The sequence below is a fragment of the Devosia soli genome (assembly GCF_000970455.1).
In the GTDB taxonomy this organism is placed as follows: Bacteria; Pseudomonadota; Alphaproteobacteria; order Rhizobiales; family Devosiaceae; genus Devosia; species Devosia soli.
Genome location: NZ_LAJG01000014.1, coordinates 859,668 through 871,807, shown reverse-complemented (window position 1 = coordinate 871,807; position 12,140 = coordinate 859,668). Strand labels below are relative to the sequence as shown.

The 12,140-nt window shown below is 59.5% G+C and carries 11 protein-coding genes and 1 pseudogene; 4 read left to right on the top strand and 8 right to left on the bottom strand.

All coding sequences use genetic code 11. The features are described 5' to 3' along the window. Window positions 1-8: 8 nt before the first annotated feature. Window positions 9-167 (bottom strand): annotated as a pseudogene (locus VW35_RS21935) (IS3 family transposase); the annotation flags it as partial. A 460-nt stretch (window positions 168-627) separates the two neighbouring features. Here VW35_RS21935 and VW35_RS20535 point away from each other — a divergent pair. From VW35_RS20535 to VW35_RS08265, 3 genes are all read left to right on the top strand, one after another. Then, window positions 628-2,436: a methyl-accepting chemotaxis protein gene (locus VW35_RS20535; RefSeq protein WP_052951583.1), complete on the top strand. Its 1,809-nt coding sequence runs from the start codon at window positions 628-630 to the stop codon at window positions 2,434-2,436. Window positions 2,437-2,907: 471 nt separating this feature from the next. Further along, window positions 2,908-3,444 (top strand): dihydrofolate reductase family protein, encoded by a 537-nt coding sequence (locus VW35_RS08270; RefSeq protein WP_046142435.1) that lies wholly within the window; start codon window positions 2,908-2,910, stop codon window positions 3,442-3,444. 739 nt (window positions 3,445-4,183) lie between these two features. Further along, window positions 4,184-4,474: a hypothetical protein gene (locus VW35_RS08265; protein WP_152662522.1), complete on the top strand. Its 291-nt coding sequence runs from the start codon at window positions 4,184-4,186 to the stop codon at window positions 4,472-4,474. A 287-nt stretch (window positions 4,475-4,761) separates the two neighbouring features. Here the strand turns inward: VW35_RS08265 and VW35_RS08260 are convergent, their stop codons facing one another. Genes VW35_RS08260 through VW35_RS08235 form a run of 6 tightly spaced genes read right to left on the bottom strand, consistent with a single transcriptional unit; the run spans window position 4,762 to window position 10,644 of the window. After that, window positions 4,762-5,883 (bottom strand): ABC transporter ATP-binding protein, encoded by a 1,122-nt coding sequence (locus tag VW35_RS08260; protein WP_046142433.1) that lies wholly within the window; start codon window positions 5,881-5,883, stop codon window positions 4,762-4,764. Next, window positions 5,883-6,614, bottom strand: a complete 732-nt coding sequence (locus tag VW35_RS08255) for a tyrosine-protein phosphatase (RefSeq protein ID WP_046142432.1) — start codon at window positions 6,612-6,614, stop codon at window positions 5,883-5,885. Before VW35_RS08255 ends, VW35_RS08260 begins: the two co-directional genes overlap by 1 nt. Beyond that, the gene (locus VW35_RS08250) at window positions 6,614-7,486 is read right to left on the bottom strand and encodes a carbohydrate ABC transporter permease (RefSeq protein ID WP_046142431.1); all 873 of its coding nucleotides are present in this window, start codon (window positions 7,484-7,486) and stop codon (window positions 6,614-6,616) included. The genes VW35_RS08255 and VW35_RS08250 overlap by 1 nt, the downstream gene beginning before the upstream one ends. Continuing rightward, on the bottom strand, window positions 7,476-8,396 hold the full coding sequence (locus tag VW35_RS08245) for a carbohydrate ABC transporter permease (RefSeq protein WP_046142430.1): 921 nt from the start codon (window positions 8,394-8,396) through the stop codon (window positions 7,476-7,478). The genes VW35_RS08250 and VW35_RS08245 overlap by 11 nt, the downstream gene beginning before the upstream one ends. Before the next feature lie 60 nt (window positions 8,397-8,456). Continuing rightward, window positions 8,457-9,746 carry an ABC transporter substrate-binding protein gene (locus VW35_RS08240; RefSeq protein ID WP_046142429.1) on the bottom strand — a complete coding sequence of 430 codons (1,290 nt, stop codon included), beginning with the start codon at window positions 9,744-9,746 and terminating at the stop codon, window positions 8,457-8,459. Between the two features lie 25 nt (window positions 9,747-9,771). Then, window positions 9,772-10,644, bottom strand: coding sequence for a metallophosphoesterase (locus VW35_RS08235; protein ID WP_046142428.1), 873 nt, complete (start codon window positions 10,642-10,644; stop codon window positions 9,772-9,774). A gap of 149 nt (window positions 10,645-10,793) precedes the next feature. On the opposite strand from VW35_RS08235, the gene VW35_RS08230 reads away from it, so the two are divergent. Continuing rightward, window positions 10,794-11,363: a TetR/AcrR family transcriptional regulator gene (locus tag VW35_RS08230; protein ID WP_046142427.1), complete on the top strand. Its 570-nt coding sequence runs from the start codon at window positions 10,794-10,796 to the stop codon at window positions 11,361-11,363. A gap of 5 nt (window positions 11,364-11,368) precedes the next feature. Here the strand turns inward: VW35_RS08230 and VW35_RS08225 are convergent, their stop codons facing one another. After that, window positions 11,369-12,088 (bottom strand): tyrosine-protein phosphatase, encoded by a 720-nt coding sequence (locus VW35_RS08225; protein WP_046142426.1) that lies wholly within the window; start codon window positions 12,086-12,088, stop codon window positions 11,369-11,371. Window positions 12,089-12,140 lie beyond the last annotated feature (52 nt).

Genomic DNA, 12,140 nt, shown 5'->3' with positions numbered 1-12,140 from the left:
AGCTCAAGTTATGCTGCCATAGCCGGTTGATCCAATGCGGCGTAGTGGTTGGCCCCGGCTTCGGCTGGCGGGATATTTCCTATTGGCTCGAGCACGCGCCGGTTGCTGAACCAGTCGATCCATTCGAGGGTGGCGAACACCAACACTTCATAGCTGCGCCAAGCGCCAACGATGTCGAAAAGGACAGGACAACTGTCAGGAATGCGACCACCGTTACAAGGCCCAGCTGGCAGACCGAAGGACAGATCGCGCCCCACACCGTTCATTAACGATAACAGCGTTAAATTCGACCACCGAATTTAACTACCGGGGTCCTGTTGGGTCTATGCGTCAGTTTGTGCTGCCAGCGCTATTTACAATTGCCACCGGCGCTATGGCATTGAGCAGCACCCAGGCGGCGCCAGCAAGGGGTGAAGTCGCTATCGCGTTTCCTCCCTTCACAAGTGAACTGGCTGCCTGGGACATCGTCCGCGCAGCCGGAGGATCCATTGTGGCCCCCACGCGCATACCCAGTGTCGTTGTTGCATTCTCGCCCGACGACGGTTTCCAGGATCGTGCGCGACGGTTAGGCGCGCTGCTATTTTTCAACGCTTCAGGGCTATGTGCCCCTCTGAAAGACACGCCGAAATGAGCATCGAACAAATTCGCCTCCGAGGCGCTTTCTTTGTTGCAGCCGTCGCTCTGGTAATGACCGTTGCGGCGGTAGCCACCGACTGGCTGTTGCAGGGGGGGCTGGGGCCGGCAAGCCTATTGGCCATCACCGGACTAGGTTTCCTGCTCGTTACTTACCTATTTGCCAAGGGGTCGCCGACCTTCCGGTATCTGGCCGTGGCGGTGATGATGGGAGAGGTGGTCGCCATACTGATAGCGGCTCAGGGCCAGCCCTATCAGACCGATATTCACATGGCCTTCTTTGCGGCGCTGGCCGTGTGCGCTCTGCTTTACGACTATAAGGCGATCTTGTTGGGGGCGGCCCTTGTTGCCATCCATCACCTGGTGATGGGCATGACGCTTGAGAATCTCGTCTTCTATGGGGGCGGCGGGCTGGCCCGGGTTCTGCTGCATGCCGTTATTCTGGTGGTTGAAGCTGTGGGCCTGGTATGGATGACGCTGAACACAGGCAAGCTGCTGGTTATTGCCGAACAGCGCTCGGAACAAGCGCAGGCCAGCGCCGATGAGGCACGCAACCTGACAGAGGAAGTGCAACAGGCAAGCGTGTTGAGGCACACAGAACGGGCGCGAACCATGGAACAGCTTTCGCTGGACTTTGGACATGTGGTGCAAGCTGCAGTTCGAGGGGACTTTGGTGTTCGTATCAGCACCCAGTTTAATGATGATGCTCTGAACGATCTGGCGCGCTCCATCAACATGCTGGTCAGCACGACAGGTGAAAGTATCGGCAAAACCGGGCAGGTGCTCTCTCTGCTAGCGGCTTCAGATCTTACAGCACGAATGGACGGCCACTATGAAGGGGCCTTTGCAACGCTGCGCGACGATATCAACACGCTGGCGGACCATTTGAATTCGATGATGGCATCACTCAGGCACTCCGTCGGAACTCTCAAATTGGCGTCCGGAGAAATTCTGACTGGCACCAATGACCTCGCCGAGCGCACCACCAGGCAGGCTGCCTCGATCGAAGAAACGTCCGCCGCTATGGAGCAATTAGCAACCACTGTTATCGAAAATGCCCGCAAGGCGCAGGATGCTGCATCTCGCACTCAATCAGCGGCTGTCCTTGCGGATGAAGGCGGCCAGGTCATGGATCAGGCCACGCGAGCGATGGACCGCATCAGAACTTCCTCTGCCAAGATTTCCAACATTATTGCCTTGATCGACGACATCGCCTTCCAGACCAACTTGCTGGCGCTAAACGCTTCCGTCGAAGCTGCTCGCGCCGGTGAGGCGGGCAAGGGCTTCGCTGTGGTTGCGGTGGAAGTTCGGCGGCTGGCACAGTCTGCCGCTCAGGCCTCAGCCGAGGTCAAGGCGTTGATCGAGCAGAGCGCGATGGAGGTGAATGGTGGTGCAAAGCTGGTGGATAACGCCGCCAAGAAGCTGCAGGCAATTCTTGAGGCGGTACGCGAAAACAGCGTCCTAATGCAGGGCATCTCCTTGGCCAGCGGCGAGCAGTCTTCGGCGATCGCCGAGATCAGCACCGCCATCCGCCAGATGGATGAGATGACCCAGCACAATGCGGCGCTTGTGGAAGAGACAAATGCTGCAATCGAGCAGACCGAGGCCCAGGCAGTCGAACTCGATAGGATCGTGGACGTATTCAAGATCAATGGCGGCAAGCGGCAGTCTCTGCCGCCAAACCAGGCCATGCGAGCAGCCAAGACAGGCATCCACGCCCCTCAGCACAGGGTCAAACCAGCCGCTGGGTCCTACCTGAATGAGGGCACTTCTGCGATTAAGCAGGATTGGAGTGAATTTTAACGGATTTCCTGTCTGACCGACAACCTGAGCAGGGCGCCTAAGGCGCCGCGTGACCTCCTGGTTGCCGTAAAGAGCAGCGCAGGCAACAGTGCCCAGCCTTAGGACTTCGCGCTATCCTCAACGAGCTCGACCGCGCACTTGATACTCTCAAAGGCGCCGACCTGGCCGTGGGGTTCAGCTCAGCCGCGGAGGTTGCTCGAATCCAACGCTCAAAAGAACCAGGCTCCATTGGCCGTGCCTCTATCCGAGCGCTCCGGGCCGACAGCTTCCGCGCAAACCCCGTCAGAATTTTATAGCGGTACAGTGATGAAACCGGATCGGTATCATCCGTCTGGTTAGCGCTTGCGCGAAGACCTGAATATCAGCCTGCCCCCGCACCCCGAACTTTAAGTAGAGCAGGCGTCAATCTTGCTGCCATTTTCTGACAGGAGCAGGAAGTAGCTCCGTTGCCCTCGAGGTTGGAGATCGGTTATGCCCAAAGGACATGTATTCATCGGCACAAGCGTAGATGGCTTCATCGCGCGGCGGAATGGCGATATTGGCTGGCTGACCGGTTTCTCGAGCCTTGGTGAGGACCACGGATACGATGTTCACATGGCGCGGGTGGACGGCATCATCATGGGCAGGGGAACATTCGAGGCCGTCAAGGACATCAAGCCGTGGTTCTACCAAAAGACTGTGCTGGTGCTAAGCCGTACATTGACAAGCTCTGATGTTCCTCAATCGCTGGAGGGACGGGTGGAGTTCATCAATGCCTCACCCGACGAAGCCATGATAATCGCCGAGGAGCGCGGTTGGCGTGGCGTCTATATCGACGGCGGCTCCGTGATCCAGTCTTTCCTCCGGGCAGGGCTGATCGACGACATGGTGATCAGCCGCGTCCCTATTTTGATCGGTGACGGGCTACCTTTGTTCGGTGCTCTTCATGCTGATATCGTGCTCGAGCATGTCGAGACCAGGAGTTTCCCCTCAGGACTTGTGCAGTCGCACTATCGGGTAAAGCGTTAAATGCGCGTTATAATCCTGCTGCCCGCTGTGTTTGATTCAGTCAATCCAGGGTGAGAATTACCTAATCAGGTCGTTCTGGTCGCACAGTGCCAATTCATTGGCTGTAGGGGCCTAAAACAGCTTCGACCACTTGGCTAATCCGGGGGGCAGTCTGAAACGAGCCTTCCAGAAGACTGGCTTTTCGTTGCCTCAGCCGCGGCAGATTTGTACCCGACCCAACATGTTGTCGACCTCATTGCATGGAAGTCGCCAGTCCGCTTCGAAGCCCGTGTAACCAACCAAGTCAGTATCGGCGGCATAGAGGGTGATTGTCAGCCATCCGTAAGCCAGCGTCTGCTATAGTTTGCGCATCGTGCGAAATGGCCAGGCAGAAATCCGCGCAGACCCGTGATGCAAAAAATTCCAGCCGTAAAAGTGGCCGTTTTTATGCCCGCAAGCCGCTTGCAGATAAACTGGCTTCGCGAACTACCAGCCTTTAGAGGTTACGCATCTGATCGTGGACCAAATCAAGAATTCCGGTCGGTATAATGGCGCCGAAGGATGTGTGCGCAAGCTTTTGTTCATCGGTTAGTGCCAAGGTGGATGAGCGCGGGATGTGTCGAGTACGCGCCAAGACCCACCCTCCCAGTTCTGAGTTCGCACGCGTCATTTCAGGCGGTGCCCTCATTCCCACCACACGACTGATTAGCGCAACTCTTGCCGGTCGCGAGCGCTTGCCCTGTGACAAGGAAGCGACACGATGAAATCGACGCTCACATTTTCGGACCTGGCCGACGTCGAAAGTCGGATAAGAGCATCACGCAAGCTTTTACAGGGCTGGCGATGGATGTCGAAGGTGTCGTGTCGCCGGGAGGAGGCGATTGCTCTACTTTTGCAAGAAGCAAAATTCCTGATTGATCTGGGACGTCAGCATCCCGCTAGAGCGGTGGAGATAGGGCGCCTGATCGTGGCGTACCAGCGCCTCGTCGAAGCCATTCGAGCAGCCTCCTGTTCGCAGACAAGCGAGGTAACTCCTTCGAACGAGGACTGAAGATCTGCGACCATGGATCAAATGGACCGATGGCGACACCATTTCAGCCGTAGAGCTGACGCCCACCGAAAATCCAAAGCTGACGCCACATCGTTTGGTCTAACTGTTCGGCCCGATTCACCAGGACAAACGACTGCGATGGCGCTCATGCGCCGGAGCATCCTTCGCGTCTACACAGCCCTAGCTCCTTTTACAGTGTCCAAAGTGCTTGAAACCGCAATGGTGGCGTCGACGATGTGGCTGAGATCAAACCAAATCAATGCCCGTCCGGCCTTTTCAACGCTGGGCTAAGCGACCGTTTCCACTTCTCGCTTTGCTAACTTGTCGCCAGTTGTCATGTCCGCCTCCAGTCGACGTCCGGAAATGCGGTCAAACAGGTGCAGGTCCTGGTTCGGCAGGGTCAGCCAGACAGGTTTTCCTTCGAGCGGGTCGTCGCTGGCGGGCAAGACGACGGACATTTCGTGACCAGCGACATTGCAATAGGCCACACGTGACCCCCCGAGCTCTTCGACGAGATCTACCGTGGCGGGGAGACCTGCACCTGACGTCTCTGCCAGCACGACATTTTCAGGACGAATGCCGAGGGTCACGGGCGATCCTTCGGGTAAGGCGCAGCGGGCGAGGCCCTGCGGATTGCCAGGTGCATCCAGCAGGATCTGCCCATCGGCGCCGACCGTCGCAGGCAAGAGGTTCATGGCCGGGGCGCCCATAAAGCCAGCGACGAAGGCCGATGCGGGTTCCCGATAGATTTCGGTTGGCGAGCCGATCTGCTCGACCCGGCCGCCATTCATGACGATCAGCGTATCGGCAAGGGTCATGGCCTCCACTTGATCATGGGTCACAAAGATCGAGGTGGCATTGAGCCGCTTGTGCAGTTTCTTGATCTCGATGCGCATCTGCACGCGGAGGAGCGCGTCAAGGTTGGATAGCGGTTCGTCGAACAGGAAGACGTCTGGTTCGCGCACGATGGCGCGGCCCATGGCAACGCGCTGGCGCTGGCCGCCGGAAAGCTGGGCAGGCCGGCGATCAAGATAGTCTGTGAGGTTGAGGATTTTTGCGGCCTGTTCGACGCGGACATTACGCTCGGCGACCGGCACACCGGCGAGACGCAGCGGATAGGCAATGTTCTGGCGTACCGACATGTGCGGATAAAGCGCATAGTTCTGGAACACCATGGCGCAGCCGCGGTCGGATGGCTCGATATCGTTCATGACCACGCCGCCAATGGCGATTTCGCCCGAAGTGATGTCTTCGAGCCCCGCGATCATGCGCAAAAGGGTGGATTTGCCACAGCCCGATGGACCGACGATGACGGCGAAATGGCTATCGGGAATGGAGAGGTCGACGCCATGTAGCACGGGCTTGCCATCATAGGCCTTCTTCACGTTGGAAATTTTGAGGTCAGCCATCAGAAGTCTCCCAGAAGGCGTTGGCGGAGGCGCTCTATCGTTGTTGCCTCGAGCCCGATCAGTTCTAGATAGCGCTCCACCGAGCCATATTCGGCATCGATAAAGGCAAGGGTTGCCGCCATGGTTTCGGGCTCGGAGGCCAAGAGGCGCTTGAAGCTATCGGGGTCGGCGCCACGGGCAACGGCGCCTGCGGTTATTTCGGCAATGATCGGCGCGATCAGGGAAGCAGTCTGCGCATAATCCGCGACGATGTCATCGGGTTCTACGCCCACCAGCCCCAGTAATAGGGCTGCGATAATGCCTGTGCGGTCCTTGCCGGCGGTGCAATGAAACAAGACGACGCCTTCAGGCGCTTCGGCGACAAGGGTGAGGACCTCGGCGATCGGTGCCTGACGCGACTGCAACGTCAGCCGATAGAGTTCGAGCAGCAGATCGCCTTCGCTCATCAGATCGGGCGCCAGACCATCAAGCAGGGAAACGTTGTGATAGGCGACGGTGTCGTGGGTCGCAAAGGGGTTCGGTCGGTGTGCCAGCTCATCGGTATGGCGAAGGTCGATGACTGTCTTCACTCCCGTATCGACCAGATTGCCGATGCCGGTTTCGTCGAGCTTGTGCAGGGCATCGGCGCGGAGTATGCGGCGGAACCGGGTCGAACCGTGAGCGGTGGCATAGCCGCCGAGATCACGAACATTGTGCGTGCCGGGAATGGGCAGGTGTCGGGTCTGGTGCATCAGCGAATACCGGATTTCATGAAGGATTGGACGACCTGGCGCTGCAGGACGATGTAGATGAGTAGGACGGGGAGGCTCGCGAGGGTCGAGGCGGCCATGAGCGGGCCCCACTGATTGCCTTCGGCGGTCATGAACATCTGGATGCCGATCTGGATGACCGAATTTTCTGCCGTTCGGCTGAGGAGCAGGGGCCAGAAGTACTCGTTCCAACTCGAGATGAAGATGAGGATGGCGAGCGAGGCGATGGTACCACGGAGGTTCGGCACCAGCACTTCCCAAAGGATCCGCCAATTGCGGGCGCCATCCATACGGGCGGCCTCGATGACCTCCCTGGGAAATCCCCGCATCGCCTGGGCGAGCAGCAGGATAGCGAGAGCGGCTGCGAGATTGGGCAGGATCAGGGCCGCAACACTGTCGAGCAGGCCCATCTGCGCGATGAGGAGATAGTTGGGGATCATCACCACCTGGAAGGGCACGAGCCAGGTGAGGGCGATGGCGGTATAGACCAGCTTGTCGAAGCGGAATTTCCAGCGCGCAAAGGCAAATGCGGCAATGATCCCGGTCAGTAGCTGGAAGACGGTCGAGAGAACCGAAAAGACCAGCGTGTTGATCAACATGCGGGCGATGGGGATCGCGTCGATGGCCTGGGTATAATTGTCGAGCGACATGCTGGTCGGGACAAGGCTTGTCTCGAACATAGCATTAGCGGGCCGGAGCGAGCTGGCCAGCATCCAATAGACCGGAAAGAGGCAAAAGATCGACAGCAGGACCATCAGCACGTGACCGGCCGCCGTATCGAGCCCGGATTTTTCCGAGATGCGACGGAGCGGTCGCGTCGCAATTCGCGGCGCGCGCAAAGCTTCAGTTGTCATGGAAGGAATACCTGTCGATCAGACGGAAGAGCACGAAGGCCACTGCGCCAAAGCCGAGGAAGAGGATGACGGCGGAGGCCGAGCTCCAACCAACCGACATGGTGGAGAAGCCGAAATCCCAGAGGAGGTAGTAGATGTTGGAGGTTGAGCCGAGCGGACCGCCGCCGGTCAACACGTTGATATAGGTAAAACTCCACTGGGCGCCGAGCAGGATGGTCATGACCACGAGAAACAGCACGGTCGAGCTCAACAGCGGCAGGCGGATGTCGCGGACGACTTCCCACTTGCTCGCGCCATCCATGCGCGCCGCTTCGATCAGCGATGGATTGATATTGGCATTGGCGGCCGAGAGGATGAGTGTCGAAAAGCCCATCAGCTTCCAGCCGGTGATCATGATCACAGTCCAGATCGCGACGTTCGGATCGGACAGGAATTTTACCGGGTTAAGGCCGAGACCCTTGAGCGCCTGATTGACGAGGCCGTAGCCGGGGTCGAGAAGCCAGCGCCACACGGCGGCGCCGACGACAGGCGCGATGATCATCGGCACGAAGATGATTGCGCGATAGATGTTTCGCGAACGCTCCGGCAGGTCATGGGTGTAGATGGCAATGGCGAGCGGAATGAGCACGGCCAGCGGCAAGAGGCCGAGGATATAGACCCCGGTATTGCGCAACGCCTGCCAGAATTTGGGCAGGGCAAAGATGCGGACATAATTGTCCCAGCCGACAAAGGTCTGCGGAGATGTCGGCAGCATGTTCCACTGGAAAAAGCTGAGGCGAACGGCGTCCACCAGCGGCCAATAGCTCCAGACTACCAGCGTGATGATTGCAGGCGACAGATAAAGCCAGGGCGCCCAGCGCGATTGGGTTATGCGCCGGCGGCGGGGAAGGGCGGCTGCAGCCACGGCCATCGATCGCTCCTTTTTAGAATAGAGGGTGACCCAACGCCGTTCGGCGATGGGTCGCGGGGTTTAGGGCATCAGGGCCTGGGCATTGGCCTGCGCATCAGCGAGCGTCGCCTCGACATCCGCACCGCCAAAGATCGACATTTCGACTGCGTCCATCATCGTCTTGACGATCTGGCGGTAGTTCGGGCCCGGCATCGGGTCCCATGGCTCGAGACGGTCAAGCTGTTCGAGATTGGGGGCGACGAGCGGGTGCTCGGCAACCCAGTCGGCGAGATAGTTCGGATCGGTGACGATGGCTGGACGCAACGGCAGGTAACCGATTTCCGAGGTGATGACGGTGTAGCCATGATCGGAGGTGAGGAACTTCATCAGCTCCCATGCGGCACGCTGCTTGAGCGGGTCGGTGGTGTGGATCGTCAGGGCCGAGCCGGAATTGTTCGGGCGCGTCGGCTTGTCGCCAAAGCGCGGCATGGCCGCCGAGCGCAGTTCGAAATTGCCTTCGGCGCCCTTGACGAGACCAGACTGCAGGGCGCTGGTCTGAAGATACATGCCGAGCGAACCCGAAGACATCGCGTCGACAGCGCCAAGGCCTTCATAGACTTCGTAGACGCCGGCGTCGTTGAGGTCGCGCAGCATCTTGACGGCTTCGACCGCCTCGGGCTCGGCAAATTTCAGCGTCTTGCGATCGCGCGAGATGACTTCGCCATTGTTGGAGCGGACAATGCCCTGGAACAGCCAGTCGACAGCGCTCGGCCCGGTGATGCCGGCGGAGAAGCCTTCGGCGTCGGTCTTTTCTTCGATGGCAAGGGCTGCAGCCTTCAGCTCTTCCCAGGTTGCTGGCGGCGCATCTGGGTCGAGACCGGCTTCACGAAACAGGTCGACATTGTAGAAGAGCACTGGCGTCGAGAACGTATAGGCGAGCCCATAGGTCTTGCCATCGAGCACACCGAGCTTGGTGCCATTGGGGTGCATGCCGGCAAGATGGGCGGTGATTTCTTCGGCTGGCGCGATATCTTCGAGCGCCTGCGCGCCAAAATTGTGAACCGAGAAATCGAGATCGGAAAAGACGGTCTGGACGAGATCGATCGGCTGACCCGCAGCCAGATCGGCCTGGATGCGGCTCGAATCGGCGCTGGAATAACCGATCCCTGTCACGGTGACATTGGGATTGGCCGCCATGAATTCGTTGATCAGCTTTTGCGTCGCCTCGGCGCCGAGACCAGCGGTGGCAAGATTGTAGTTGTAGAAGGTGATGGTGACCGGCTGGTCGATGCTCGGCGCCATGGTCTGGGCGAGCACGGGCGTCGCCGCGGAAAGGGCCAGGAGGCCGGCAAGAAGAGACGTGCGGAACATGGGAGAGGCTTTCTCGTTCGCGGGTTTATTCGGCGGCAGCCGCGGTGTCGGCTTCGTATTTCCTGAGCATTTCGGCCATGTCGGCGAAGCGGAACCCGCCGATCTCGCGGCGCGTCGCCGGCTGTGGCGCGAAGGTGATGGCAAGGCCGGAGGGACGAACCGTGCCGATGGCAAAGGCCGCGCCTTCAAGCATGCGGAGGCCCTCATGCAGCCAGAGCACGTCCGTTGCCGCGTGCTGGCCGATGCCTACCACCGTCGGGATGCCATACCAATTGGCGACGCGATCGTAGTGGATGTGGCCCGAAAGGATGCCGAGGACGTTCTTGCCGGCCACGGCATCGCGCAGCGCTTCGGTGTCGGCGTAGGAGAGCGATTCCCACTCCATCGACGGGTCGTGCGTGTCGAGCGCGGGGGCATGGTGCATGACGAGCAACTTGGGCAGGTCCGCGTGCTGGGCCAGTTCGCTTTTGAGCCAATCGAGCTGGCCCGGTTCGAAGGCGCCGCCGATCTTGTTGGGAACGCTGGTATCGAGGACGATGACGTGAATGCCGGCGATCACCGCGGCATGGTCGTAAGGGGTATCGAGATTGTCGCTGCGGCCGAGCATGGTGGGATAAAACCCGTCGCGACGGTCATGATTGCCGAGCGCGAAGAGGATCGGCATGTCGAAACCGGCCTCGGCGATCAGGCCCTTGAGATTTTCGTAGGACCCGGCATCGCCGCGATTGGTCAGGTCGCCGCTGACGACCATGAATTTGGGCTGCGGAACAAGCGACTTCACGTCGGCCAGAATGCGGCGCAGCGTCGTCGTCGTATCGGAATGGAGATGATCGTCCTCGACGGCGGGATTGCCGACATGGAGGTCAGTGAGGTGAACGAAGGTTGTGGTGTCGGACACGGAAGTCTCCTGTTCTGGCACGGGCCCTGGTGGCCGCTAGCGCGCCGTAACTATCTGGTTCGCCGATCTTTTTTCGCACAGGGCTTGCGCGGCGACGGTCATAAAGCTACCTTCCGACCATGACAGGTGAATGAAGGTTCATTCAGAAAATGGATGTGGTTCCGGATAAGCGCGAGCGGATCCTTGCGGCGGCGGCACGGCTGATCGTGCGCAATGGTCTGCAATGCTCCATGTCGGCCATTGCCGAAGAGGCCAGTGTCGCGACGGGCTCGCTCTATAATTATTTCAAAAACAAGGAAGAGCTTGTCCTCGGTGTCTATGTCCGCGTCAGCATGGAAATGGCCGAGAGCCTCATGCTGGCCGACAAGGCCTCCACGTCTTCCGAGGCCGACCTCGCGAGCTATATCGAACGCTATATCGACTTCATCTGGGAAGATGCCGAGCGCGCGCGTCTCTTCGATTATCTCGACAACAACCCGCTGATCAGTTTCGACGATGCCAAAGCGGTCTTTGGTCCCTTCGTCCAGCATGGCATAGGGCTGATCGAAGCCGCCCAGGCCGCCGGCGCGGTGCGTGAAGGTCTTCCCACCCTGATCATGAGCTTTGTGCGCGGCGCGATCCGCAATGCCTTGAAGCGACTGCGGCAGAAGGGCAGCAAGCTCGCACCCAAGGACCGGCGCATGATTGCCGACATGTGCTGGGCCGCCATTCGGCGCTGACGCGATCACTGGCAGAGCCGATTTCTGACCGCGTCGACCTCGGAAGCCGATAGGCCGATCGCGTCGAGATAGGCCTTGATGCCGCCATGCTTGGTATTGAGCGCTGCGAGAAACCGCTCCATTGTCGCGGCGTCGCTCGCGAGCATGCGCTCGACCTGCATCGGGTCGGAGCCGGTCGACAGGGCGCGCGTACGCAGTTGGTCGATCAAGCCGGTTGCCGAGGAGGTCAGCGCATAATCGGCGACGATATCTTCCTCGGCCACACCGGCATTGGCGAGCAGCAGCGCGGCGACGACACCGGTGCGGTCCTTGCCGGCGGTGCAATGAAAAAGCACCATGCCCAGAGGTGCATTCGCTATAGCGCGAAAGACTTCGGCGAATTGGGGTCCGCATTGGTCGAGAGCGTCGCAATAGCGCTGCGCCATGTCAAAAGACGGGCCCGCCAAGGCGATCGGGCTCAGGGCGTTGAACAGCACGATGTTGCGATAGCCCACACGGTCATGGTCGGCAAAGGGATGGATGTGAAGGCCGGTTTCATGCGGCCCGCGCAGGTCTATGACGAGCACCAGTTCATTCTCGACGAGGCCCGAAAGCCCTTCTGCGGTCAGGGTGTGCAGTGCTTCCCCCCGCAGTATTCGGCGCCATTGCGCGGTTCCGCCTGATGCCAGCGGATAGCCGCCAAGGTCGCGAATATTGTGTGTGTCGGGCAAACGCCAATGACGCATCGCGACCTCCTCTTGTCTTGGATATTTTGTCGATGAAACGGGAGCCGGTTTT

Coding starts and splice junctions, on each gene's coding strand:
- VW35_RS20535 (WP_052951583.1), top strand. CDS start 628: ATGAGCATCGAACAAATTCGCCTCCGAGGCGCTTTCTTTGTTGCAGCC.
- VW35_RS08270 (WP_046142435.1), top strand. CDS start 2,908: ATGCCCAAAGGACATGTATTCATCGGCACAAGCGTAGATGGCTTCATC.
- VW35_RS08265 (WP_152662522.1), top strand. CDS start 4,184: ATGAAATCGACGCTCACATTTTCGGACCTGGCCGACGTCGAAAGTCGG.
- VW35_RS08260 (WP_046142433.1), bottom strand. CDS start 5,883: ATGGCTGACCTCAAAATTTCCAACGTGAAGAAGGCCTATGATGGCAAG.
- VW35_RS08255 (WP_046142432.1), bottom strand. CDS start 6,614: ATGCACCAGACCCGACACCTGCCCATTCCCGGCACGCACAATGTTCGT.
- VW35_RS08250 (WP_046142431.1), bottom strand. CDS start 7,486: ATGACAACTGAAGCTTTGCGCGCGCCGCGAATTGCGACGCGACCGCTC.
- VW35_RS08245 (WP_046142430.1), bottom strand. CDS start 8,396: ATGGCCGTGGCTGCAGCCGCCCTTCCCCGCCGCCGGCGCATAACCCAA.
- VW35_RS08240 (WP_046142429.1), bottom strand. CDS start 9,746: ATGTTCCGCACGTCTCTTCTTGCCGGCCTCCTGGCCCTTTCCGCGGCG.
- VW35_RS08230 (WP_046142427.1), top strand. CDS start 10,794: ATGGATGTGGTTCCGGATAAGCGCGAGCGGATCCTTGCGGCGGCGGCA.
- VW35_RS08225 (WP_046142426.1), bottom strand. CDS start 12,088: ATGCGTCATTGGCGTTTGCCCGACACACACAATATTCGCGACCTTGGC.